Annotated in this window: 24 protein-coding genes; 12 read left to right on the forward strand and 12 right to left on the reverse strand. The window is 62.6% G+C overall.

Going from position 1 to position 22,548, the window contains the following annotated elements:
• Positions 1 to 17: 17 nt before the first annotated feature.
• The 4 genes from AA098_RS22740 to mreB form a co-directional block, all read right to left on the reverse strand.
• Entirely contained in the window at positions 18 to 629 is a 612-nt protein-coding gene (locus AA098_RS22740; RefSeq protein WP_054889114.1) for a nucleoside triphosphate pyrophosphatase, read from the reverse strand.
• Between the two features lie 32 nt (positions 630 to 661).
• Entirely contained in the window at positions 662 to 1,150 is a 489-nt protein-coding gene (mreD, locus tag AA098_RS22745) for a rod shape-determining protein MreD (RefSeq protein WP_003255161.1), read from the reverse strand.
• A complete protein-coding gene (mreC, locus tag AA098_RS22750; RefSeq protein WP_080634910.1) occupies positions 1,150 to 2,202 on the reverse strand; it encodes a rod shape-determining protein MreC in 1,053 nt (350 codons plus the stop codon). The genes mreD and mreC overlap by 1 nt, the downstream gene beginning before the upstream one ends.
• A gap of 165 nt (positions 2,203 to 2,367) precedes the next feature.
• Positions 2,368 to 3,405: a rod shape-determining protein MreB gene (gene mreB / locus AA098_RS22755; RefSeq protein ID WP_003255163.1), complete on the reverse strand. Its 1,038-nt coding sequence runs from the start codon at positions 3,403 to 3,405 to the stop codon at positions 2,368 to 2,370.
• A gap of 205 nt (positions 3,406 to 3,610) precedes the next feature.
• Here mreB and gatC point away from each other — a divergent pair, with 205 nt between their 5' ends.
• From gatC to AA098_RS22780, 5 genes are all read left to right on the forward strand, one after another.
• Entirely contained in the window at positions 3,611 to 3,898 is a 288-nt protein-coding gene (gene gatC / locus AA098_RS22760) for an Asp-tRNA(Asn)/Glu-tRNA(Gln) amidotransferase subunit GatC (RefSeq protein WP_003255165.1), read from the forward strand.
• Positions 3,899 to 3,913: 15 nt separating this feature from the next.
• Positions 3,914 to 5,365, forward strand: coding sequence for an Asp-tRNA(Asn)/Glu-tRNA(Gln) amidotransferase subunit GatA (gene gatA, locus AA098_RS22765; protein ID WP_004574465.1), 1,452 nt, complete (start codon positions 3,914 to 3,916; stop codon positions 5,363 to 5,365).
• A gap of 11 nt (positions 5,366 to 5,376) precedes the next feature.
• Positions 5,377 to 6,822 (forward strand): Asp-tRNA(Asn)/Glu-tRNA(Gln) amidotransferase subunit GatB, encoded by a 1,446-nt coding sequence (gene gatB / locus AA098_RS22770; RefSeq protein ID WP_003255169.1) that lies wholly within the window; start codon positions 5,377 to 5,379, stop codon positions 6,820 to 6,822.
• A gap of 128 nt (positions 6,823 to 6,950) precedes the next feature.
• Positions 6,951 to 7,325 carry a septal ring lytic transglycosylase RlpA family protein gene (locus AA098_RS22775; protein ID WP_003255170.1) on the forward strand — a complete coding sequence of 125 codons (375 nt, stop codon included), beginning with the start codon at positions 6,951 to 6,953 and terminating at the stop codon, positions 7,323 to 7,325.
• A 60-nt stretch (positions 7,326 to 7,385) separates the two neighbouring features.
• Positions 7,386 to 8,429, forward strand: coding sequence for a calcium/sodium antiporter (locus tag AA098_RS22780; RefSeq protein WP_064615023.1), 1,044 nt, complete (start codon positions 7,386 to 7,388; stop codon positions 8,427 to 8,429).
• 143 nt (positions 8,430 to 8,572) lie between these two features.
• Here AA098_RS22780 and AA098_RS22785 read toward each other — a convergent pair whose 3' ends face one another.
• The 3 genes from AA098_RS22785 to AA098_RS22795 all read right to left on the reverse strand — a co-directional run bounded on the left by AA098_RS22785 (position 8,573) and on the right by AA098_RS22795 (position 12,013).
• The gene (locus AA098_RS22785; RefSeq protein ID WP_003255172.1) at positions 8,573 to 9,934 is read right to left on the reverse strand and encodes an amino acid permease; all 1,362 of its coding nucleotides are present in this window, start codon (positions 9,932 to 9,934) and stop codon (positions 8,573 to 8,575) included.
• Positions 9,935 to 9,990: 56 nt separating this feature from the next.
• Positions 9,991 to 10,932, reverse strand: coding sequence for an AEC family transporter (locus AA098_RS22790; RefSeq protein ID WP_003255173.1), 942 nt, complete (start codon positions 10,930 to 10,932; stop codon positions 9,991 to 9,993).
• Between the two features lie 193 nt (positions 10,933 to 11,125).
• Positions 11,126 to 12,013 (reverse strand): hypothetical protein, encoded by an 888-nt coding sequence (locus AA098_RS22795; protein WP_003255174.1) that lies wholly within the window; start codon positions 12,011 to 12,013, stop codon positions 11,126 to 11,128.
• A 160-nt stretch (positions 12,014 to 12,173) separates the two neighbouring features.
• On the opposite strand from AA098_RS22795, the gene olsB reads away from it, so the two are divergent.
• Together olsB and AA098_RS22805 are read left to right on the forward strand one after the other, a co-directional pair.
• Positions 12,174 to 12,929 carry an L-ornithine N(alpha)-acyltransferase gene (gene olsB, locus AA098_RS22800; RefSeq protein WP_003255175.1) on the forward strand — a complete coding sequence of 252 codons (756 nt, stop codon included), beginning with the start codon at positions 12,174 to 12,176 and terminating at the stop codon, positions 12,927 to 12,929.
• Positions 12,929 to 13,717: a lysophospholipid acyltransferase family protein gene (locus AA098_RS22805; RefSeq protein WP_003255176.1), complete on the forward strand. Its 789-nt coding sequence runs from the start codon at positions 12,929 to 12,931 to the stop codon at positions 13,715 to 13,717. Before olsB ends, AA098_RS22805 begins: the two co-directional genes overlap by 1 nt.
• A 112-nt stretch (positions 13,718 to 13,829) precedes the next feature.
• Here the strand turns inward: AA098_RS22805 and AA098_RS22810 are convergent, their stop codons facing one another.
• Positions 13,830 to 14,414, reverse strand: a complete 585-nt coding sequence (locus AA098_RS22810) for an ACP phosphodiesterase (RefSeq protein ID WP_004574459.1) — start codon at positions 14,412 to 14,414, stop codon at positions 13,830 to 13,832.
• 150 nt (positions 14,415 to 14,564) lie between these two features.
• Between AA098_RS22810 and AA098_RS22815 the strand changes: the two genes are divergently transcribed.
• Together AA098_RS22815 and AA098_RS22820 are read left to right on the forward strand one after the other, a co-directional pair.
• The gene (locus AA098_RS22815) at positions 14,565 to 14,867 is read left to right on the forward strand and encodes a helix-turn-helix transcriptional regulator (protein ID WP_003255178.1); all 303 of its coding nucleotides are present in this window, start codon (positions 14,565 to 14,567) and stop codon (positions 14,865 to 14,867) included.
• A gap of 17 nt (positions 14,868 to 14,884) precedes the next feature.
• Positions 14,885 to 15,934: an alkene reductase gene (locus AA098_RS22820; RefSeq protein ID WP_014755426.1), complete on the forward strand. Its 1,050-nt coding sequence runs from the start codon at positions 14,885 to 14,887 to the stop codon at positions 15,932 to 15,934.
• Between the two features lie 95 nt (positions 15,935 to 16,029).
• Here AA098_RS22820 and AA098_RS22825 read toward each other — a convergent pair whose 3' ends face one another.
• The 3 genes from AA098_RS22825 to AA098_RS22835 form a co-directional block, all read right to left on the reverse strand.
• Positions 16,030 to 16,899: a hypothetical protein gene (locus AA098_RS22825; protein WP_003255181.1), complete on the reverse strand. Its 870-nt coding sequence runs from the start codon at positions 16,897 to 16,899 to the stop codon at positions 16,030 to 16,032.
• A 73-nt stretch (positions 16,900 to 16,972) separates the two neighbouring features.
• A complete protein-coding gene (locus AA098_RS22830) occupies positions 16,973 to 17,965 on the reverse strand; it encodes an NAD(P)-dependent oxidoreductase (protein WP_003255182.1) in 993 nt (330 codons plus the stop codon).
• Between the two features lie 49 nt (positions 17,966 to 18,014).
• Positions 18,015 to 18,905, reverse strand: a complete 891-nt coding sequence (locus AA098_RS22835; RefSeq protein WP_003255184.1) for a LysR family transcriptional regulator ArgP — start codon at positions 18,903 to 18,905, stop codon at positions 18,015 to 18,017.
• A gap of 101 nt (positions 18,906 to 19,006) precedes the next feature.
• On the opposite strand from AA098_RS22835, the gene AA098_RS22840 reads away from it, so the two are divergent.
• Together AA098_RS22840 and AA098_RS22845 are read left to right on the forward strand one after the other, a co-directional pair.
• Positions 19,007 to 19,606, forward strand: coding sequence for a LysE/ArgO family amino acid transporter (locus tag AA098_RS22840; RefSeq protein ID WP_003255185.1), 600 nt, complete (start codon positions 19,007 to 19,009; stop codon positions 19,604 to 19,606).
• Between the two features lie 271 nt (positions 19,607 to 19,877).
• The gene (locus AA098_RS22845; protein WP_003255187.1) at positions 19,878 to 20,474 is read left to right on the forward strand and encodes a superoxide dismutase; all 597 of its coding nucleotides are present in this window, start codon (positions 19,878 to 19,880) and stop codon (positions 20,472 to 20,474) included.
• Between the two features lie 153 nt (positions 20,475 to 20,627).
• On the opposite strand, the gene AA098_RS22850 is transcribed toward AA098_RS22845, so the two are convergent.
• Positions 20,628 to 21,377 carry a hydroxypyruvate isomerase family protein gene (locus AA098_RS22850; protein ID WP_004574452.1) on the reverse strand — a complete coding sequence of 250 codons (750 nt, stop codon included), beginning with the start codon at positions 21,375 to 21,377 and terminating at the stop codon, positions 20,628 to 20,630.
• Positions 21,378 to 21,570: 193 nt separating this feature from the next.
• Between AA098_RS22850 and AA098_RS22855 the strand changes: the two genes are divergently transcribed.
• Positions 21,571 to 22,473 carry a GntR family transcriptional regulator gene (locus tag AA098_RS22855; protein ID WP_003255190.1) on the forward strand — a complete coding sequence of 301 codons (903 nt, stop codon included), beginning with the start codon at positions 21,571 to 21,573 and terminating at the stop codon, positions 22,471 to 22,473.
• Positions 22,474 to 22,548: the final 75 nt, after the last annotated feature.

Genomic DNA, 22,548 nt, shown 5'->3' on the forward strand with positions numbered 1-22,548 from the left:
GGCGTATGCACTGCTGGCTACTGCGGGTTTGTTACCTCTGGCGTATGCGCGAGCGATTGCCAGCAGGCGATGCCGAACTGGCCAAGCAAATCGGCCGTTTCACAGAGCGGCAAGCCGACCACCGCCGAATAGCTGCCGGAAAGACCGGTGACGAAGACCGCACCCAGCCCCTGGACGGCATAGCCGCCAGCCTTGTCAGCTGGCTCACCGCTGGCCCAATAGCGTTGCGCTTCATCGGTGCTGATGGCGCGAAAGCGCACTGTGCTGGTCACGCAAAAACTGTGCACACGCTGGCCATCGTCCAGGGCGACAGCGGTCAGCACCTGATGCTCGCGGCCTGACAGGTCAGCCAGCATGGCCAAGGCATCTTCACGGTTTTCCGGTTTGCCGAGAATACGACCATCGAGCACCACGGCAGTGTCTGCGCCGAGCACTACAGCCGGGCCGTCGATACGGGCCAGGCCGGCGGCGGCCTTTGCCCGGGCCAGGCGTTCGACGTAGGCAGGGGCGCTTTCGCTGGGTAGCGGAGATTCATCGATGGGGGCACTGATGACAATGAACGGCACGCCGATCTGCGTCAGCAGTTCACGACGACGGGGCGAGCCTGAAGCCAGGTATAGCGGGGTCATGCAGACATCTCCCTGTCAGTGGCGCGTTGCCGTCAGTTGATGTGCAAGCGTCGACGCAGGTCGCGCAAGGCAAAGCTGATCCATGGCCAGAGCAAGGCACTGATCACCGCCGACCAGACCAGCGCCAGGGTGGGCAGGCGGTTGCCGGTCAGTGCACTGAGCCACAGCTGGATCAACTGGGCGATACCAAAGATCACCAGAATGACCAGGCTTTGCTGCCACATGGGGAACATGCGCAGACGCTGCTGCAGGGACAGCACCAGAAAGGTGATGAGGGTAAGGACCAGCGCATTCTGCCCCAGCAGCGTGCCATACAGCACGTCCTCGGCAAGGCCCAGCACGAATGCCGTGGTCATGCCGACCTTGTTCGGCACGGCAAGGGTCCAGAACGACACCAGCAAGGCCAGCCACATGGGCCGGAACACTTCCATGAACTGCGGCATGGGGGAAACACTGAGCAGCAGGCCGATGGCGAACGTAAGCCAGATGACCCAGCCGTTATTGCGGCGTGATGCAGCCATCATTGCCTCCGGGGTTGAGCGGGTGCGGCCGGCGTGGCAGGTGCAGCAGACGGGGCTGCTGGCTGCGCGACCGGAGTGGCCGGTGCTGCCGGTGTGACCGACGCGGCAGGCGTACCAGCGGCGGGTGCGACCGGATCACGGGTAGCGGCCGGCTGGCCAGCAGGTGCAGCCCCCTTTCGGTCAGCCTCTTCCTGGGCAATGGCGGCATCGGTGGCACGCTGCTCCGGGCTACGCCGGTCACTGAACACCAGCAACATGTAGCGGCTGCGGTTAAGCGCGGCGGTGGGGATGGCACGGACGATGGCAAAGGGTTGGCCGGAATCGTGGATCACTTCGTTGACCGTGGCCACCGGGTAGCCGGCAGGAAAGCGCTGCCCCATGCCGGAACTGACCAGCAGGTCGCCTTCCTTGATGTCGGCCGTGTCGGCCACATGCCGCAACTCCAGGCGCTCCGGGTTGCCAGTGCCGCTGGCGATGGCTCGCAGACCGTTGCGGTTGACCTGCACCGGAATGCTGTGGGTGGTATCGGTCAGCAACAGCACCCGCGCGGTATAGGGCATCAACTCTACGACCTGGCCCATCAGGCCGCGGGCATCGAGCACCGGTTGGCCCAGGAACACACCATCACGCTCACCCTTGTTGATCAGAATGCGGTGGGTAAACGGGTTGGGGTCGACACCGATCAGCTCGGCCACTTCAACCTTTTCGTTGACCAGCGCCGAAGAGTTGAGCAGCTCGCGCAGCCGCACGTTCTGCTCGGTCAGGGCCGCCAGCTTCTGCAGGCGCCCCTGCAGCAGCAGGGCTTCGGTCTTGAGCTTCTCGTTTTCGGCAATCAGCTCGGTGCGGCTACCGAACTGGCCGGCCACACCTTGCCAGGCACGCTGTGGCAAATCGGTGATCCAGTACGACTCCATCAGCACCAGGCCCATCTGGCTGCGCACGGGTTTGAGCACGTCGAAGCGCGCGTCGACAACCATCAACGCGACCGACATCACCACCAGAACGAGCAGGCGAACGCCCAGCGAAGGGCCCTTGGAGAAAAGCGGTTTAATGGGCCGTTCCTCGTGGACGACTCAGGAGGTCATTGGACATGGAACAACGCACCAGCCTGGTTGCGGGTTGACGGATACGGCGCCCAAACGGGCGCCAGCCCAGCGCATACAGGTAGCACTGTACGTACTACCTGTAAACCGGGCGCTCGTGAACAGCGAGCGGGATCACTCGCTGGAGAGCAGGTCCATCGCGTGCTTGTCCATCATCTCCAGGGCGCGACCGCCGCCACGGGCGACGCAGGTCAACGGGTCCTCGGCGACGATCACCGGCAGGCCGGTTTCCTGGGCCAGCAGTTTGTCGAGGTCACGCAGCAGCGCACCACCACCGGTCAGCACCAGGCCGCGCTCGGCGATGTCCGAGGCAAGCTCCGGCGGCGATTGCTCGAGGGCGCTCTTGACCGCCTGGACGATGGTCGCCAGCGATTCCTGCAGCGCTTCGAGCACTTCGTTGGAGTTCAGGGTGAAGGCACGCGGTACACCTTCGGCCAGGTTACGACCACGCACGTCGACTTCACGTACTTCGCCACCTGGGTAGGCAGTACCGATTTCCTGCTTGATACGTTCGGCGGTGGATTCGCCGATCAAGCTGCCGTAGTTGCGGCGCACGTAGGTAACGATGGCTTCGTCGAAGCGGTCACCGCCAACGCGGACGGACTCGGCATAGACCACGCCGTTGAGCGAGATCAGGGCGATTTCAGTGGTACCGCCACCGATATCGACGACCATCGAACCGCGGGCCTCTTCAACCGGCAGGCCGGCACCGATGGCAGCGGCCATTGGCTCTTCGATCAGGAACACTTCTCGGGCACCCGCACCGAGGGCCGACTCACGGATGGCGCGGCGCTCGACCTGGGTCGACTTGCACGGCACGCAGATCAGCACGCGCGGGCTCGGCTGCAGGAAGCTGTTCTCGTGAACCTTGTTGATAAAATATTGCAACATTTTTTCGCAGACGCTGAAGTCGGCAATGACGCCGTCCTTCATCGGACGAATGGCTGCAATGTTGCCAGGCGTACGGCCCAGCATGCGTTTGGCTTCGGTACCGACGGCGACGACGCTTTTCTGGTTGCCATGGGTACGGATGGCAACAACCGAGGGCTCATTCAGGACGATACCGCGCTCACGCACGTAAATAAGGGTGTTGGCAGTACCCAGGTCGATAGAAAGATCGCTGGAAAACATGCCACGCAGTTTCTTGAACATGGGAAAGTGACCCTGGGGAAAGCGTGGGTAAAAAAGTGCGGCAAACTCTAACAATGGCAGGGATTTTGGGCAAGGAGCCAATATGTTAAATTGGCTGTTTTTCCGAGCACGCCAGCAGAATTTCGCGGCCGTTAGACCGCCAGAAAGCTGACATGTTCCTCACCGCGGACCCAAATTCCGTTCTTTGTTTCCCTTGGAGATCCTCATGGCGCTTGAACGCTGCGACGTGGAAAAGATCGCCCATCTGGCCCGCCTGGGCCTGAATGATGGCGAACTGCCACGCATTACCGACGCCCTGAACAGCATTCTCGGCCTGGTCGACCAGATGCAAGCGGTCGATACCACTGGCATCGAGCCCCTGGCCCACCCGCTGGAGGCCAGCCAGCGCCTGCGTCCTGACCAAGTCACCGAAAGCAACCAGCGCGATGCCTACCAGGCCATCGCGCCGTCGACCGAAAGCGGTCTGTACCTGGTTCCCAAAGTCATCGAGTAAGGGATAGAGCCTGCCATGCATCAATTGACCCTGGCCGAGATCGCCCGCGGACTCGCCGACAAATCGTTTTCTTCCGAAGAGCTGACCGGCGCCCTGCTGGCGCGCATCAAACAGCTCGACCCGCAGATCAACAGCTTCATCAGCATCACCGACGACCTGGCCCTGGCTCAGGCGCGTGCCGCCGATGCCCGTCGCGCTGCTGGCGAAACCGGCGCGCTGCTGGGTGCACCGATCGCCCACAAAGACCTGTTCTGCACCAACGGCGTACGCACCAGCTGCGGCTCGAAGATGCTCGACAACTTCAAGGCGCCCTATGACGCCACCGTGGTCGCCAAGCTGGCCGAAGCCGGCATGGTCACCCTGGGCAAGACCAACATGGACGAGTTCGCCATGGGTTCGGCCAACGAATCCAGCCATTACGGCGCGGTGAAGAACCCGTGGAACCTCGAGCACGTTCCGGGCGGGTCGTCCGGTGGTTCGGCCGCTGCTGTGGCCGCGCGCCTGCTGCCCGCCACCACGGGCACCGACACCGGCGGCTCGATCCGCCAGCCAGCGGCACTGACCAACCTCACCGGCCTCAAGCCGACGTACGGTCGTGTGTCGCGCTGGGGCATGATCGCCTACGCCTCCAGCCTCGACCAGGGCGGCCCACTGGCCCGCACCGCCGAGGACTGCGCGCTGCTGCTGCAAGGTATGGCCGGTTTCGACGCCAAGGACTCCACCAGCATCGAAGAACCGGTGCCGGACTACAGCGCCAGCCTGAACGCTTCGCTGCAGGGCCTGCGCATCGGTCTGCCGAAAGAGTACTTCGGTGCCGGTCTAGACCCACGCATCGCCGACCTGGTCCAGGCCAGCGTCAAAGAGCTGGAAAAGCTCGGCGCAGTGGTCAAGGAAATCAGCCTGCCGAACATGCAGCATGCCATTCCGGCCTACTACGTGATCGCCCCGGCTGAAGCCTCTTCCAACCTGTCGCGTTTCGACGGCGTACGCTTCGGCTACCGCTGTGAAGAGCCCAAAGACCTCACCGACCTGTACAAGCGCTCACGCGGCGAAGGGTTCGGCGTTGAAGTACAGCGCCGCATCATGGTCGGTACCTACGCCCTGTCGGCCGGCTACTACGACGCCTATTACGTGAAGGCGCAGCAAATCCGCCGCCTGATCAAGAACGACTTCATGGCCGCCTTCAACGATGTCGACCTGATTCTCGGCCCGACCACGCCAAACCCGGCCTGGAAGCTTGGCGCCAAGAGCAGCGACCCGGTTGCCGCCTATCTCGAAGACGTCTACACCATCACCGCCAACCTGGCGGGCCTGCCTGGCCTGTCGATGCCTGCGGGCTTCGTCGACGGCCTGCCGGTCGGCGTGCAACTGCTGGCGCCCTACTTCCAGGAAGGCCGCCTGCTCAACGTCGCGCACCGCTACCAACAGGTGACCGACTGGCATACCCGCGCCCCCAACGGCTTCTGAGGAATTCACACATGCAATGGGAAGTTGTGATCGGGCTGGAAATCCACACTCAGCTCGCCACCCAGTCGAAGATCTTCTCCGGCAGCGCTACCACCTTTGGCTCCGAGCCGAATACTCAGGCCAGCCTGGTTGACCTGGGCATGCCCGGTGTACTGCCGGTGCTGAACGAGGAAGCCGTGCGCATGGCGTGCATGTTCGGCCTGGCCATCGATGCCGAGATCGGCAAGCGCAACGTGTTCGCACGCAAGAACTACTTCTACCCCGACCTGCCCAAGGGCTACCAGATCAGCCAGATGGACCTGCCGATCGTCGGCAAGGGCCACCTGGACATCGCGCTGGAAGACGGCACCATCAAGCGCATCGGCGTAACCCGCGCGCACCTGGAAGAAGACGCCGGCAAGAGCCTGCACGAAGACTTCAGCGGCTCCACCGGTATCGACCTGAACCGTGCCGGCACCCCGCTGCTGGAAATCGTCTCCGAGCCTGACATGCGCAGCGCCAAGGAAGCCGTGGCTTACGTCAAGGCAATCCACGCGCTGGTGCGCTACCTGGGCATCTGCGACGGCAACATGGCCGAAGGTTCGCTGCGCTGCGACTGCAACGTATCGATCCGCCCGAAAGGCCAGACCGAGTTCGGCACTCGCTGCGAAATCAAGAACGTCAACTCGTTCCGTTTCATCGAGCGCGCGATCAACAGCGAAATCCAGCGCCAGATCGACCTGATCGAAGACGGTGGCAAAGTCGTGCAGGAAACACGCCTGTACGACCCGAACAAGGACGAAACCCGCTCCATGCGCAGCAAAGAGGAAGCTAACGACTACCGTTACTTCCCCGACCCCGACCTGCTGCCGGTGGTCATCGAGGACAGCTTCCTCGAAACCATTCGCGCCGGCCTGCCGGAGCTGCCGCCACAGAAGGTCGAGCGCTTCCAGACTCAGTACGGTCTGTCGGCCTACGACGCCAACGTGTTGGCTTCCAGCCGCGAACAGGCTGACTACTTCGAAGAAGTGGTGAAGATCGGTGGTGATGCCAAGCTGGCGGCCAACTGGGTCATGGTCGAACTGGGTAGCCTGCTGAACAAGCTGGGCGTCGAAATCGATCAGGCGCCGGTCAGCGCTGCGCAACTGGGCGGCATGCTGCTGCGCATTCGTGACAACACCATCAGCGGCAAGATTGCCAAGACCGTGTTCGAGGCCATGGCCGCCGGTGAAGGCGATGCCGACAGCATCATCGAGAGCAAAGGCCTGAAACAGGTTACCGACACGGGTGCGATCGACAAGATGCTCGACGAAATGCTGGCAGCCAATGCCGAGCAGGTCGAACAATATCGCGCAGCCGATGAGGCCAAGCGCGGCAAGATGTTCGGCTTCTTCGTCGGTCAGGCCATGAAAGCCTCCAAAGGCAAGGCCAACCCGGGGCAGGTGAACCAATTGCTCAAGGCCAAGCTCGAAGGGTGATGGTTTTACCCCTGTAATGCTGCGAGGGCTTCGCCCTCGTTCGCGGCTGAAGCCGCTCCTACACAAGCCAGCGTTTTCCCTGTAGGAGCGGGTTTACCCGCGAATGGTCGCACCGGAGAGCACCTGACTTGCTAAAACGTTCCCTCGGCACCCTCGCCCTGTTTTCTTTCCTGGCCGGCTGCGCCAGCCATGACATCGACCCGCGCGGCTACGACCAGACGGGCACCGCTTCCTACTACGGCTCGCGCCACCATGGCAAACGCACCGCCAGTGGCGAACCGTTCAACCAGCACGGCCTCACCGCCGCGCACCGCAGCCTGCCCTTCGGCACACGTGTACGGGTGACCAACATGGCCAACCAGCGCAGTGTGGTGGTACGCATCAACGACCGTGGCCCGCACACCCGCGGCCGCCTGATCGACCTGTCTCGCGCAGCAGCAGAAAAAATCGGTATGCTCCGTAGCGGAACAGCGCGCGTGCGCGTACAAGGGCTTAGCGACTGACGCGACAGGAGTCCGACCATTTTCGACCTGGCCACCCTCCCCACTTTTAGCCTGCTGCAAATGGGCGTTGCCCTGTTGTTGCTGATCGGTGGCGCCGAGCTATTGGTGCGCTCCGCCTTGCGCCTGGCGCAACGCCTGCACGTTCGCCCGCTGATCATAGGCCTGAGCCTGGTGGCCTTCGGCAGTACCGCGCCACAACTGACCGTAAGCCTGCAGGCCGCCTACCAGGGCGCGCCGGATGTGGCAGTAGGCAGCGTGATCGGCAGCAACATCTTCAACGTGCTGGTCATTCTCGGCCTGGCCGCGCTGATCATCCCGCTACGGGTGTCTCGTCAGCTGGTGCGCCTGGATCTTCCCTTGATGATCGTCGCCAGCGGGCTGGTGTATGCACTGTCCGCCAATGCCCACCTGGGTAGGGTTGAAGGGGCACTGCTATTGCTGGGGCTGGCCGGTTACCTGGCAATGCTCTGGCATCAGTCGCGCCATTACGCACGCACCTACCCGGCCCCGGACGCCGCCAGGTCCGGTGCCGGGCGCTTCTGGTCAGGTACGCTGCTGCAGATACTGGTCGGCCTTGGCCTGCTGAGCCTGGCGGGCCACTTGCTACTGGAAGCTGCCATCGAGGTGGCCACCGACCTGGGCCTGTCCGAGCGTATTATCGGCCTGACAGTCGTCGCCATCTGCACCTCCATGCCGGAACTGGCCGCTGCGCTGATCGCCGCCTTGCGTGGCGAACGGGAGATCGCCGTGGGCGCGGTGATCGGCAGCAACCTGTTCAACCTGCTGGCCGTACTGGGCCTGACCGCACTGATCACCCCGGAACCCCTGTCGATCTCGCCTAACGCGCTGTCTTTCGATCTGCCTGTAATGCTCGGCGTTGCTGTCCTGAGCCTGCCAGTGTTCTATTCCGGTTACCGCATCACTCGCGCCGAAGGCCTGGTGTTTCTTTGCCTGTACCTGGCCTACGGCCTTCATGTGGCGGCTTTTACCATGGGTATGCCGCTGGCTGGCCGCCTGGAGCGATTGATGCTGTTCTATGTACTGCCGGTGCTCGCTGCGGTGTTGCTGTACACCACTGTGCGTGCCTGGCGGAGGCAGCATTGAGGGGCATGGAAGGGGCACGCGTCAGGGCCGCCAGACGCATGCCTTTAGGCTTTCATCGCCTGTGAGATCGAGCGCCGCGCGGGCGGCGCTCGATCTCACAGGCGCCGAAAACCTAACGGCATGCCCCTTACGAACAAACCCGATCAGCCCTTGGCCTGGCGAGCCTTCTTCAGCTTGAAGGCCACCCACAGCACAGCGATCCATGCCGGGATCAGCATTACCGAGATGCGAATCGGCGGCGTCAGGTACATCACCACCAGGATCAGCACGATGAACGCCAGGCACAGGTAGTTGGTCAGTGGGTGCCCCAGGCTTTTGTAGAAGGGGGTGATCCCGGCGGCCAGCTTGGCCTTGCGGAATTTGAGGTGGGTAATGCTGATGCTCGCCCAGTTGATCACCAACGCGGACACTGCCAACGCCATCAGCAAGCCAAAGGCCCCGCCCGGCATCAGGTAATTGATCAGCACGCACAGGCCGGTCGCAAAGGCCGACACGGCCAGCGCAGTCAGCGGTACGCCGCTACGGCTCACCTTCAGCAACTGACGCGGCGCATCGCCCTGGCTGGCCAGGCCGAACAGCATACGGCTATTGGCGTACACACAGCTGTTGTACACCGAGAGCGCAGCCGTCAGCACCACGATATTGAGGATGGTCGCCACCAGGTCGCTGTCCAGTTCGTGGAAGATCATCACGAACGGGCTGCCGCCCTGCACCACCTTCTGCCACGGGTACAGCGACAACAGCACTGCCAAGGCACCGATGTAGAAAATCAGGATGCGGTACACCACCTGGTTGGTGGCCTTGGGGATGCTCTCGCGCGGGTTGTCAGCCTCGGCAGCCGTGATGCCGACCAACTCCAGGCCACCGAACGAGAACATGATCACCGCCAGGGCCATTACCAGACCCGTGACGCCGTTAGGGAAGAAGCCGCCGTACTGCCACAGGTTGGCCACGCTGGCATCCGGGCCACCATGACCGCTGCCCAGCAACCAGGCACCAAAGCCGATCATGCTGACGATGGCTACTACCTTGACCAGGGCGAACCAGAACTCCATCTCGCCATAGACCTTTACCTGGGTCAGGTTGATCAGGTTGATCACCACGAAGAAGATCGCCGCCGTGGCCCAGGTGGGGAAGTCCGGCCACCAGTACTGCACGTAGATACCGACTGCCGTCAGCTCGGCCATGCCGACCAGCACGTACACCACCCAGTAATTCCAGCCTGAGACAAAGCCGGCGAACTCGCTCCAGTATTGGTGGGCGAAGTGGCTGAAGCTGCCGGCAACCGGCTCTTCCACCACCATTTCGCCCAGCTGGCGCATGATCAGGAAGGCCATCAGGCCGGCGATGGCGTAGCCCAGCAACACGGAGGGGCCGGCCAACTGGATGGTCTGGGCAATGCCCAGGAACAACCCGGTACCGATGGCCCCGCCCAGCGCGATCAGCTGGATATGGCGATTCTTCAGCCCGCGCTGTAACCGCTCGGGCGTGCTCTGGTCTTGCATGAAGTGTCCTTTAGCTCAGTGAGGCAGTGTTGTTGCTGTTATTTGCAGTCAAGGATCTAGATCCATCCGCCCCACTGCAAGATGAAAATACCAATGTTGGTGGTGATCGCCGCCATTAGCGTGGTAATCACGATGATCGACGCGGCCAGTTCATGATTGCCGTTGGCCGCCCGCGCCATCACGTAGCTGGCCGCAGCGGTCGGGCTGCCTATGTACAGGAACAGGATGCCCAGCTCCGCCCCGCGAAACCCGCACAACCAGGCCCCAAGGGTGCCGAGCAGCGGCAGCCAGAGCATTTTCACGAGGCTGGCATCGATGGCCAGCCGGCCACAGTTACGCAGCGCTGCCAGCGACAGCGTGCCACCAATACAGATCAGCGCCAGCGGCAGGGTCATCTGTGCCAGGTAGTCGCCTGAGGTCAGCAGCCAGTTGGGCAATGGCACCTGGCCGTAAGCCATCGGCGCGGCCACCAGCACGCTGATGATCAGCGGGTTGCTGAAAATGCTCTTGCAGATGCTCCACGGGTCGGACTTGAGGTCCGGGCTGTACACCGCCAGAACCACCGCTGACAGCGAGTTGTACATGAGGATGACCAGGCCTGCGAGTACTGCCCCCAGGGAAATGCCATAGTCACCGTACAGGCTGGCGGCCAGGGCCAGGCCGATCACACCGTTGTTGCCGCGGAAGGCGCCCTGGGTATAGATGCCTCGGTCGGCCATCGGGCTGCGCCAGATGGCCATGCCCCAGGCAAGGGCGAAACCGGCCAGGGTGGCGACGATGAAATACAGGATGACACCGGGCTTGACCGCTGCGGCCAGGTCGGCGTGGTAGATGCCGAGGAAGAGCAGCGCCGGCATGCAGACGTTGAATACCAGCTGCGAGGCGACGCGGTTGAAGTTGTCGTCGATCAAGTGAATGCGTTTGAGCAGGACGCCCATGAACAGCATGGCGAAAACCGGTGCCGTGATGTTCAGGGTCTGGATAAGAAGGGCGAGCATGCGCAAGCGATCCTGGAGGGGTTGCCGTCAGGCGGCCAATGATACGTCAACGGCTGGGATTTGCGGGGATCAAGCGCGATAAAAGGACATGTCTTTCAGGTTTTCTGCTGCCAGTACCGGCCGCTTTGCACCTAACCCCGCCCCCACAGGTACCACGCCGCGGCTCATCGGTTCACACAAACCTGTCAGCCATTCATGACAAACCCGCAGCAACCCACGCCTTGTTCAGCCGCTTCTCCCGTGCCGACGCCGCCAGCGCCATCACCCCTTGGTCACGCTGCCAGATGTGCGCCCAATGCCCCGGCCCTGTCGCCAACGCCGCATCGATCTCCCCCCGCAACGCCTGGAACTGTGCAAACAACCCGCCCAGCAACAAGTGACAACCCATGCTATCGGCACACTGCCGGCTACCCTCGGCGCAGCCGGCCAACAGCCCAAGCAACTGCAGGCGAAGCCCCTGCGGCCAGGCGCACTCCTGCCCAACGCCATACAACCAAGCGGTCAGCGCCGTGAGCACATACAAATCCTCCAGCGAACGGAACGGCTTCACGTAGGCATCCCAGCCGTCACCGGCCAGCAACTCGCACGATGCCTGCTCCAGCAGCAGTCGGCCGTGCCCGACTTCCGGCATCAGCGGCAGGGTCGGCAATGGCTCCAGTGTCACCCCAGGCTCCCCGGGGTAGACCACCGCCAAGCTCAGTTGTGGCGCCGCGCCAGCCGCTTCGCTACGCGCCGCCACCAGCAACCACTCCGCCTCCAGGCCTGCGGTAACGAAGTCTTTGCAGCCCGACAGCCGCAGAGCGTCCAGCCGTGTGTGCATGTCTGCCGGCCGCACGCTGCGCCGCTCGGTGGCACACAAGGCGCCAAGGCTGTGCGGCGCACTGGGCCACAGCACGCGAAGGGCAGCCTGGTAACCCACCAGGAAGGCCAGGCCCGGGGTGGCCATTGCACGCCCACCCAGTACCGCCAATTCGAACGGGGCAACCGGGCCGAGGCGCTCAAGCAGCGCGGCGTAGGTTTCGCCCAGGGTGCCTGTCGGCGCGAGGCGAAGCGGATCGTTGAGTCGTTGCAACCAGGCCATGGAACAGCTCCTTGCTGGAGGGCTTTCAGTTAAGGCTCAGGGTGTGTCACGCAAGCATCACCAAACATTCACAGGGGTGACACTGGGTCTACCTAGGCTGACTTTGCACAACAAAGCCGACCGGCCGCAACCCTTCTTGGCTGGCTTATGGAGACTCGTAATGACTCGGATCGCTACCGCTGGCGACTACAGCACTGAACGCCGTCTGCAAGCCGAACGCCTGGTTGGCGCCGCGGCGCTGCAAGAAGCCCAGGCTCTGCGCTATACCGTATTCAGCGCAGAATTCAAGGCCAAGCTCAAAGGTGCCGAGCAGGGCCTGGACATGGACGACTACGACGTGCACTGCCGCCACATTGGTGTACGCGATCTGAGCACCGGCGAACTGGTTGCCACCACCCGCCTGCTCGATCACCAGGCCGCCAGCAGCCTGGGCCGTTTCTACAGCGAAGAAGAATTCAGCCTGCACGGCCTGTTGCAGCTGCAAGGCCCAATCCTCGAACTGGGCCGTACCTGCGTCGCCCCCGACTACCGCAACGGCGGTACCATCGCCGTGCTCTGGGGCGAACTGGCCGAGGTGCTCAACGAGGGTCGCTACAGCTATCTGATGGGCTGCGCCAGTATCCCCATGCAGGACGGCGGCGTGCAGGCCCATGCAGTGATGCAGCGCCTGCGTGAACGTTACCTGTGCACCGAACACTTGCGTGCCGAGCCGAAGAACCCGCTGCCGAAACTGGCCCTGCCCAATAACGTCATTGCCGAAATGCCCCCGCTGCTCAAGGCCTATATGCGCCTGGGCGCAAAGATTTGCGGCGAGCCATGCTGGGACGAGGATTTCCAGGTGGCTGACGTGTTCATCCTGCTCAAACGCGACGAGCTGTGCCCACGCTACGCCCGCCACTTCAAGGCGGCGGTCTGATGCCGAAGTTGCGGGTACTGGCCCGCCTCATCCGACTGCTGCTGGTGCTGGCGCAAGGCATGCTGATGGCCAGCATTATCGCCTTGGGCGAACGCTTGGGCTTCAAGGCGCCGATCGAACGGCGCCAGCGCTGGACCTGCCTGTTCATGAAGCGCCTGGTCGCCGCCCTGCCCTTCGACGTCAAGGTAGTTGGCGAACTGCCACAGCGACCGATGCTGTGGGTCAGCAACCATGTTTCCTGGACCGACATCCCCCTGCTTGGCATGCTCACGCCGCTGTCTTTCCTGTCCAAGGCCGAAGTGCGCCACTGGCCGGTGGCCGGCTGGCTGGCGGAAAAGGCCGGCACGCTGTTCATTCGCCGTGGTGGTGGCGACAGTCAGCGCCTGCGCGAACAGATCGCCGGGCAACTGGGGCTGGCCCGCCCGCTGCTGATATTCCCCGAAGGCACCACTACCAGCGGCCGCACGTTGCGCACCTTTCATGGCCGCCTGCTGGCAGGTGCCATCGACCGTGGCGTGGCAGTGCAGCCAGTCGCTATCCAGTACCTGCGTGATGGCCAGATCGACCCGGTAGCGCCGTTCATTGGTGAGGACGACCTGGTGTCGCACCTGATGCGCCTGTTCGCCCTGCCGCGGGGCGAGGTGTGCATCCACCTGCTGCAGCCAATAGGTAGCGTGGGCAAGGAACGTGCGGTGCTGGCATTGCAGGCACAGCAGGCGATTCACCTGGCGCTGTTTGGGGTTGAGGACGTAGAGATGGCGCCACGTCGACAGGCGCGGGCTGCCTGAATGCGTGTACTGCCTGTTCTGGCCCTTTCGCGGGTGAACCCGCTCCTACACCGAGCGCATTGCCCGTAGGAGCGGGTTTACCCGCGAAGGGGCCAGTATCACCCACACACCTCTAACTGTCAGACATCCGCCCTACCGCCGCAAACGCCTGCAGCTGCGGGTAGAACTCGCGAAAATCCGCCAGCAGCGGCTCATACAGTCGCTCCAGTTCCACCATCACCCCGGCCATCCCCTCAGGCCGTGACAAGCGCCGGGCAATGCCGTTGAACACCTGCTCCAGCGTGTCGAAATCGCCATACGCCCCTAGCCAGTCATCCGCTGCCATGAACGGCGCAATCCGCGCCAGCCGCCCAGGCAGCTCGGGCTCTGCCAGCAATACCCGATAAAACGCGCCAGTGAACTGCTCCAGCGGCTGATCGGCGTAGTTGCCCCAGTGCCGTGCCAGGCAATGGTCGAAAAACACATCCAGGACGATGCCGGCAAAGCGCCGCCGCTCGCGCGGAAAACGTGCCAGAGCCGCCAGCACCAACGGGTGCTGGTCAGTGTAACTGTCGATATGCCGGTGCAGCCGGATGGCCGCCTCCAGCGCAGGCGGAAAGCGCCCTTCCAAGGAGCCTTTGACAAAGTCGCCATACAGGCTGCCAAGCAGTTGTTGCGGCGCCGGGCCGCCCAGGTGCAAGTGTGCGAGGTAGTTCATGAGCGCAGTCTAGCATCGCCACCCAGCATATCGTTATAACGCGATATATCGATTCGCGCTCAGCTCAGAACGCCTTCGTATTTGTATATCGGAATTCAGCGAATTATATTTCGGCCTATCGCGATATACCGCTACAACGAGCCTCAAACCATGCCACTCGATCTCGACGAAATCATAAAAGCACTGGCCCACCCGGTCAGGCGAGAAATTCTCAGCTGGCTGAAAGACCCGGCAACCCAGTTTCCGGACCAGTACCACAGCACCGAAAACGGTGTGTGTGCGGGGCAAATCGACCAACGCTGCGGCCTGTCGCAGTCGACCGTCTCTGCCCACCTGGCCACGTTGCAGCGCGCCGGGCTGATCAGCAGCCAGAAGATTGGCCAATGGCACTTCTTCAAACGCGACGAAGCCACCATCCAGGCGTTCCTCGAACAACTGCGCCAAGCACTTTGACAAGGCAGGTAACCACAATGACCACGCTTTTCGATCCGATCAAACTGGGCGACCTGCAACTGCCCAACCGTATCATCATGGCCCCGCTCACCCGCTGCCGTGCCGATGAAGGCCGTGTGCCCAATGCGCTGATGGCCGAATACTACGTACAACGTGCCAGCGCCGGGCTGATCCTCAGCGAGGCCACTTCGGTCAGCCCGATGGGCGTCGGCTACCCAGATACCCCCGGCATCTGGAACGATGAACAGGTACGTGGCTGGAACAATGTGACAAAGGCCGTACATGCCGCGGGCGGTCGCATCTTCCTGCAGCTGTGGCACGTGGGTCGTATCTCCCACCCCAGCTATCTGAATGGCGAACTGCCTGTGGCCCCCAGCGCGATCCAGCCCAAGGGCCATGTGAGCCTGGTGCGCCCGCTGAGTGACTACCCTACCCCGCGGGCGCTGGAAACCGAAGAAATCAACGACATCGTCGAGGCCTACCGCAGTGGTGCCGAAAATGCCAAGGCTGCCGGTTTCGATGGTGTGGAGATCCATGGCGCCAACGGTTACCTGCTCGACCAATTCCTGCAAAGCAGCACCAACCAGCGCACCGACCGTTACGGTGGCTCGCTGGAAAACCGCGCGCGCCTGCTGCTGGAGGTGACCGATGCGGCCATTGAAGTGTGGGGCGCGCAGCGCGTAGGTGTGCACCTGGCACCGCGAGCCGACGCCCATGACATGGGCGACGCCGACCGCGCCGAGACCTTCACCTATGTGGCCCGAGCGCTGGGCAAGCGCGGCATCGCCTTCATCTGCTCGCGGGAGCGGGAAGCCGACGACAGCATCGGGCCGCTGATCAAAGAGGCATTCGGTGGCCCGTACATCGTCAACGAGCGGTTCGACAAGGCCAGTGCCACTGCGGCCCTGGCCAGTGGCAAAGCGGATGCCGTGGCGTTTGGTGTGCCGTTCATCGCCAACCCCGACCTGCCAGCACGGCTGGCAGCGGACGCGCCGTTGAATGAGGCGCGGCCTGAGACTTTCTATGGCAAGGGGCCGGTGGGGTACATCGATTACCCGCGGTTGTAATCAAGATTGCCGGGGCGCAGCTCAATCGGCGTACACCGTACATAGTGGGAGCGGCCTTGTGTCGCGATAGGAGGGCAACGCCCTCCCCTGCGGCGTCACGGCCGAGCATTGATCTGTTGCTGCAGGTTCTGAATCTGGCTCTGCAGCGTATTCAGGTTACGCGTCATCTGCGCACGGAAGGCATCGAACTCCTGCACCGAAGCACCACTGGATGACGCCGCGGCCGGGCGGTTGTCGACCTGGCTCTTCAACACCAGCATGTCCTGCTGCAGGCTCTGAATCTCAGCGCTTGGGTTGCCCTGTTTCTTCAAGGCCGCCACCTCGCTACCCAAACTCTTGAGCTGGCCGTCCAGCTGGCCGCCATCCACCTGTGAGGCTTTCAGCGCGGCAACCTGCTCGCTCAGGCTCTTGAACTGGGCATCCAGCTTGCCACCATCGACCTGGCCCGAACGCAGCGCCGCCAACTCGCCATTCACCAGCTTCAGTTGCGCCTGCAACTGGCTTTGCAGCTCGGTCACAGCCTTCTGCTGTTCTCGGGTATCGGCCAGCACCTGCTCCAGACGCTTGCCCAGGTCGCCGGTCTGCCCGGCAACACCCTGCTGCAACTGGCGCAGCTGTAGCTTCAATGCCTCACTGCTGGTAGTGGCGCCAGACTCACTGGCCGCCACCTTGCCACTGATCGCCTGAAGGCGGCCAGCCGCCTCTTCACTGATGCGGGCAAAGCTTTCCTGGGTCGCCACCAGTTGCTGCTCCATCAGCGAGATCTGCTGAAAGCTCCACCAACCCAGGCCCGCCAACGCGATGAACGCGGCACCGATCAACGCCCACAACGGCGCCGTGCTAGCCCCGCGGGCGGCTTTCTGGCGGCTGCGCATCACATGCGCCGGCATCAGTTCGTCATCATCAACGGTGCCCGCCCGCAAGGCAGGCACGTCATCAAAGTCATCGTGAGCATGGTTACGCATGGATACATTCAACCGCGGTAGTCACAAAGAGGCACGAGTATAAACCGCCAGCGCGGCGCATTGATGACCATTGTCAGCCGGGCGGCAAATGCTTCCACCAGCCGCAGAATTCATCCAGCGCCGTCCACAGGCTGACCTTGGGTTGGTAGTCCAGGTACTGCCGGGCACGGCTGATATCCAGGGTGAAATCACGGCTCATCACCTGCATCCCCAGGCGCGACAAGGTCGGTTGCGGGCGCCCTGGCCATAACATGCAGGCCGCCTCGTTGAGCGCGGCCAGGCTATAGGCAAGACCATAGGAACGGTAGCGGGTCACCTGGGGAAGCTGCATCTGGCGCATCACGTAGTTGACCACGTCCCACAGCGGCAGTGGCTGGCCGTTGCTTATGTTGTAGGCCTGGCCCAGCGCCCGGTCATCAGCGAACAATGCACTTAGCAGCGCCTCGTTGAGGTTGTGCACACTGGTGAAATCGACCTTGTTCAGGCCGTTGCCGATGATCGCCACACGCCCTTTGCGCTGCATCTGCATCAGCCGCGGGAAGATACTGGCATCGCCCGCACCGGTAACGAAGCGCGGACGCAGCGCCAGCACTTCCAGGCCGAACTCCTGGGCACCGAACACTTTCTGCTCGGCCAGGTACTTGGTTTGCCCATAGTGATCGTGGAAGCGACGCGGTACCTGGTCTTCACGGACGTCCAGACGCGAACGGCCATTGAAGTAAATCGACGGCGAAGACAGATGCACCAGGCGCCGTACGTGCTCTTTCAGGCAGCCCTCGACCACGTTCTCGGTCACCACCACGTTGCCTTGGTAGAAATCCTGATAGCGCCCCCAGTTACCCACCGCGCCAGCGCAATGCACCACGGCTTCGACACCCTGGCACAAACGCCGGGCCAGCTCGGCGTCACCCAGATCACCCGGGATGAACTGTGCGCCACGCTTGACCAGATGCTCGACCCCTTCGGCACGGCGGCCGCTGACGCGCACGTCCAGGCCTTGCTCCAGGGCGAAACGCGCAAAGCGCCCGCCAATGAAGCCACTCGCGCCGGTGACCAGAATTCGCATGTAACACTCCGTCTTGCCAGATTTCAGATGCAACTGACGCCAGCCATGGCTACAAGGGCACCAGCCAATGCTGTGCGGTGTGCCGAAGGTGGTCGGTCAGTTGCGCGAGCAATTGCCCGCCATTGCGCCAATGATGCCAGTACAGCGGCACATCGATAGGGGTATCGCGGCAGATTTCTACCAATTGCCCACTGGCCAGTTGCTCCCGGGCCTGCAGCTCAGGCACCAGGCCCCACCCCAACCCGGCCTCGGTCATGCGCAGGAAGCCTTCGGATGAAGGGCACAGGTGGTGCAGGAAACCACCCTCTATGCCCAGCGATGCCAGGTAGCGATGCTGCAGGAAATCGTCCGGGCCGTACACGATCGCTGGCGTACGGGCCAGGCGGCTGGCGACAAAACCTTGGGGGAAGTGCCGCGCCATGAACACGGGACTGGCCAATGCCCGGTAGCGCATGGCCCCCAGTGGCAAACTGCGTGCGCCGGCTACCGGCCGCTCACTCCCACACAGGCAGGCCGCCACTTCGCCGGCACGCATGCGTTTCAGGCCCACTTCCTGGTCCTCAACCACCAGGTCGGTCAGCACGTTCTGTTGTGCGCAGAAGTTGCCCACAGCGCCGGCCCACCAGGTGGCCAGGCTATCGGCGTTGAGGGCGATACGCAGGCGCTCCGGCATGCCCTCTTCATCCAGCGCCGGTACCTGGCGCTGCAGGTCGCGTTCAAGCAGGCGCACCTGCTGCACATGGTTGAGTAGCTGCCGACCGACTTCGGTCGTGCCGGGCGGCGAGGCACGTACCAACACCGGCTGGCCGACCCGCGCCTCAAGCAACTTGATGCGCTGGGAAATGGCCGATTGCGACAAGCCCAGCACCTGCGCCGCACGCTCGAAACCGCCTTGTTCGATCACGGCCGCGAGGGCAGCCAGCAGTTTGTAGTCGAACATCGATTTTCCTAATGGGTGATCAGCTTTATTTGTTTTTCTTATACAGCGCCGAACATCACAATGGCCAGCATCTTCCGTGACCCTTTTTGGAGAGCCCTGCCATGTGGCAAAGCTATCTCAATGGCATGCTGGTGGCCTTCGGCCTGATCATGGCCATCGGCGCCCAGAACGCCTTCGTCCTCGCCCAGAGCCTGCGCCGTGAGCATCACCTGCCGGTGGCAGCGCTGTGCATCGTCTGTGACGCCATCCTCGTGGCCGCCGGGGTATTCGGCCTGGCCACCGTGCTGGCACACAACCCGACCTTGCTGGCAATCGCCCGCTGGGGCGGCGCAGTGTTCCTGATCTGGTACGGCGCCAAGGCGCTGCGCAGTGCCTGCTCCAAGCAGAGCCTGCAGCACCAGCAAGGCCAGGGCGTTCGCTCACGTCGCGCCGTACTGCTCAGCGCCCTGGCGGTGACCCTGCTGAACCCGCACGTGTACCTCGATACGGTGTTGCTGATCGGCTCGCTGGGCGCCCAACAGTCCGCCCCTGGCGCCTACGTGGCCGGTGCGGCCAGCGCTTCGCTGCTGTGGTTCTCGACCCTGGCCATTGGCGCGGCGTGGCTGGCACCGTGGCTGGCGCGGCCTGCGACCTGGCGCATGCTCGACCTGATGGTGGCGGTGATGATGTTCGCGGTGGCGGCACAATTGATCTTCAACTGACCTCGGGGCTTGGTGCGGCATATTCATCGCCTGCCAGATCGAGCGACGCTCGCCCTCACTGGCAACACCAACGCAACGGCGAGCCACTGGTCGGTACAGCCCAACCCCTCCGGAACCTCTATTCCCTATGTTTGTTGCGTGGTTATGCGCCGGGCCCGGTGCTATGATCCAGCCCTTGCGTCGCAAAGAGTACAGACTCGCCGACGCTTATCGGGCCGCCCGTGATCGGCCTTGCGCAAACCGCAAACAGACCTGAATCAGGAGATCCACCATGGCTTTTGAATTGCCGCCGCTGCCGTACGCCCATGATGCCCTGCAGCCGCACATCTCCAAGGAAACCCTGGAGTATCACCACGACAAGCACCACAACACCTATGTCGTGAACCTGAACAACCTGGTCCCAGGCACCGAATTCGAAGGCAAGACCCTGGAAGAGATCGTCAAGAGCTCTTCGGGCGGCATCTTCAACAACGCCGCTCAAGTCTGGAACCACACCTTCTACTGGAACTGCCTGTCGCCAAACGGCGGCGGCCAGCCTACCGGTGCACTGGCTGACGCCATCAACGCCGCTTTCGGTTCCTTCGACAAGTTCAAGGAAGAGTTCACCAAGACTTCGGTTGGCACCTTCGGTTCCGGCTGGGGCTGGCTGGTGAAGAAAGCTGACGGTTCCCTGGCCCTGGCCAGCACCATCGGCGCCGGCTGCCCACTGACCAGCGGCGACACCCCGCTGCTGACCTGCGACGTCTGGGAACACGCCTACTACATCGACTACCGCAACCTGCGTCCGAAGTACGTCGAGGCGTTCTGGAACCTGGTCAACTGGGCCTTCGTTGCCGAGCAGTTCGAAGGCAAGACCTTCAAGGCCTGAGTCCCTCAGCCTTGAGCAAGAAACCCGGCCTCGCGCCGTAATGCTGGCAGTCCAGCATTGCCATCCACGCCGGGCTTCCTCGAAAAACCGATGCCAGTCTTCTGGCATCGGTTTTTTTTCAAGGGTTCTGGAACGGGCCAGCGCACAGGGCTTTCATGAGGCGTACTGACCAAGCCAGCCAAGGCTATCCGCAGTAGCGCCCGTAGGCCGGTACTCACACCCGACCCAGCCCGCATACCCGCGCTGCTCCAGCGTCGCAAACAACCCTGCAATATCCATCTGCCCCGTCCCCGGTTGATGCCGCCCAGGACAGTCGGCCACCTGCACATGCACCGTCCGCTCAAAGAACTGTGCCAACACATCGGCCGCATTTCCGGTCAACAACTGCGCATGGTAAAGATCAAGGATCAGCCCGAGACTCACATGCGTCTCCAGCACCTGCTGTGCCTTGCTGAAGTCGGACATGTAATACCCTGGCATTTCCTGCGTGCAGATCACTTCGATCAATGGCCGCAGCCCTTGGTCCTCGAAGTACTTCACGGCATAGTCCAGGTTGCTCGCGTACACCTTGCCGGCGCCATCCTCGTGGGTTATCCCGGACATCAGGTGCACATCCGTACATGCCAGTGTGCGGGCATAGCTGGCTGCCTGGCGCAACCCGTCACGAAACTCGGGTTCCCTGCCCGCCACTGCAGCAATGCCCTTGGAAACGCCAGCCGGTGCGGCAAACTGGACCAATGGCAACGCGTACTTCGCCAGTTCATCAGCCAACAAACTCGCATCCAACTCATAGGGCGAGGGGAATTCCACCGCGCGAAATCCGGCGGCAGCGGCGGCTTCGATACGCTGCAGAAAAGGCATTTCGTTGAACTGGAAGCCGAGGTGAGCATTGAATTTGAGCATGTGTAAAGATCCATCCCGGGAAGAAAACATTCGTCGTTCCAAATCCTGAGCCGCGGCTCAGGCACTGCGCTGGCGGCAACTGCGCCAGCTCGCTGCGTGCAGATACTCAGGTCCTTCGTGTGTGGTATTTTCCTGCCCCAGTCCGACCCAAATCTGCCGGATCGACTGAAGTCAAACATTCGGAATACAGCCTGTGATCAAGAAAGACCTCGCCCTGCAATTGGCCCCTCGCGTCATCGAGATGATCCGCGCCCGGTCGATGAAGGCCGGCGAGCCATTGCGCGAGCAAACCTTCGCCCAAGCCTTCGATGTCTCCCGCTCCCCGATCCGCAGGGTATTCGCCCTGCTCGCCGAGTGGAACATCGCGGTCCAGGAGCCCAATCGCGGCTATTTTCTGAAACAGGACGCCGGGCAGATCCAGGAAGCCACCGTACCGCCCGTCTGCGACCCCTTCGAAGACTTCTACCTGCGTGTGGTGGACGACATCCTCAACGGGGAAATCCCTGCCGAATTCTTCGAAGCCCAGCTCCTGCGACGCTACTCTGTGCCTCGCGGGCAACTGCTCAAGGTCCTCAACCGGCTGGCAAGCGAGGCCATGGTCGAGCGCAAGCCCGGGCAAGGCTGGAGCCTCAACGAATTCGTGCACAACGCCCAGACCCACATCCAGAGCTACCGCTTCCGCATGGCCATCGAGCCGGCCGCACTGCGTGAGCCGGGCTACAACGTGAACCAGGCCGCCTTTGCCAAAGCCAGGGCGCAACAGCAGGCCATGCTCGACGGCGAGATTCACACGCTGTCACGTGCCCAACTGTTTGAAATCGGCGCCCAGTTTCACGAAATGATCGTGCAATGCTCGGGCAACCTCTTCTTCATCGATGCCATACGCCGGCAAAACCAGCTCAGACGCTTCATGAGCTACAAAGCCAATGTCGACCGCAGTCGCCTGATGACGCAATGCCTGGAGCACCTGCACCTGCTCGACCTGATCGAATCCGGTCGGCGCGAAGAGGCGGCACGGTTTCTGTGGAAACATCTGGACGAAGTAGGCCGCCTCAAAACCGGCCAGGCTGCCTTGCAGGAAAGCCAGCCGGCATAACCCTTCTCCCACCTCCCTTCAAACCCGCGCGTGAATCAGGCATGGCAGCTTAGCTATTGCCTCCTTTTGACACAA

Source organism: Pseudomonas sp. JY-Q (genome assembly GCF_001655295.1).
GTDB classification, from domain to species: Bacteria; Pseudomonadota; Gammaproteobacteria; order Pseudomonadales; family Pseudomonadaceae; genus Aquipseudomonas; species Aquipseudomonas alloputida.

Bases quoted from the DNA above. Each gene is read 5' to 3' on its own strand.
- AA098_RS22845 (WP_003255187.1), top strand. From the start codon at position 19,878: ATGGCTTTTGAATTGCCGCCGCTGCCGTACGCCCATGATGCCCTGCAG.
- AA098_RS22815 (WP_003255178.1), top strand. From the start codon at position 14,565: ATGCCACTCGATCTCGACGAAATCATAAAAGCACTGGCCCACCCGGTC.
- AA098_RS22830 (WP_003255182.1), bottom strand. From the start codon at position 17,965: ATGCGAATTCTGGTCACCGGCGCGAGTGGCTTCATTGGCGGGCGCTTT.
- AA098_RS22785 (WP_003255172.1), bottom strand. From the start codon at position 9,934: ATGCAAGACCAGAGCACGCCCGAGCGGTTACAGCGCGGGCTGAAGAAT.
- AA098_RS22820 (WP_014755426.1), top strand. From the start codon at position 14,885: ATGACCACGCTTTTCGATCCGATCAAACTGGGCGACCTGCAACTGCCC.
- AA098_RS22795 (WP_003255174.1), bottom strand. From the start codon at position 12,013: ATGGCCTGGTTGCAACGACTCAACGATCCGCTTCGCCTCGCGCCGACA.
- AA098_RS22825 (WP_003255181.1), bottom strand. From the start codon at position 16,899: ATGCGTAACCATGCTCACGATGACTTTGATGACGTGCCTGCCTTGCGG.
- AA098_RS22740 (WP_054889114.1), bottom strand. From the start codon at position 629: ATGACCCCGCTATACCTGGCTTCAGGCTCGCCCCGTCGTCGTGAACTG.
- AA098_RS22805 (WP_003255176.1), top strand. From the start codon at position 12,929: ATGCCGAAGTTGCGGGTACTGGCCCGCCTCATCCGACTGCTGCTGGTG.
- AA098_RS22780 (WP_064615023.1), top strand. From the start codon at position 7,386: ATGGGCGTTGCCCTGTTGTTGCTGATCGGTGGCGCCGAGCTATTGGTG.
- gatA (WP_004574465.1), top strand. From the start codon at position 3,914: ATGCATCAATTGACCCTGGCCGAGATCGCCCGCGGACTCGCCGACAAA.
- AA098_RS22790 (WP_003255173.1), bottom strand. From the start codon at position 10,932: ATGCTCGCCCTTCTTATCCAGACCCTGAACATCACGGCACCGGTTTTC.
- AA098_RS22810 (WP_004574459.1), bottom strand. From the start codon at position 14,414: ATGAACTACCTCGCACACTTGCACCTGGGCGGCCCGGCGCCGCAACAA.
- olsB (WP_003255175.1), top strand. From the start codon at position 12,174: ATGACTCGGATCGCTACCGCTGGCGACTACAGCACTGAACGCCGTCTG.
- AA098_RS22840 (WP_003255185.1), top strand. From the start codon at position 19,007: ATGTGGCAAAGCTATCTCAATGGCATGCTGGTGGCCTTCGGCCTGATC.
- gatB (WP_003255169.1), top strand. From the start codon at position 5,377: ATGCAATGGGAAGTTGTGATCGGGCTGGAAATCCACACTCAGCTCGCC.
- mreB (WP_003255163.1), bottom strand. From the start codon at position 3,405: ATGTTCAAGAAACTGCGTGGCATGTTTTCCAGCGATCTTTCTATCGAC.
- AA098_RS22850 (WP_004574452.1), bottom strand. From the start codon at position 21,377: ATGCTCAAATTCAATGCTCACCTCGGCTTCCAGTTCAACGAAATGCCT.
- mreD (WP_003255161.1), bottom strand. From the start codon at position 1,150: ATGGCTGCATCACGCCGCAATAACGGCTGGGTCATCTGGCTTACGTTC.
- AA098_RS22835 (WP_003255184.1), bottom strand. From the start codon at position 18,905: ATGTTCGACTACAAACTGCTGGCTGCCCTCGCGGCCGTGATCGAACAA.
- gatC (WP_003255165.1), top strand. From the start codon at position 3,611: ATGGCGCTTGAACGCTGCGACGTGGAAAAGATCGCCCATCTGGCCCGC.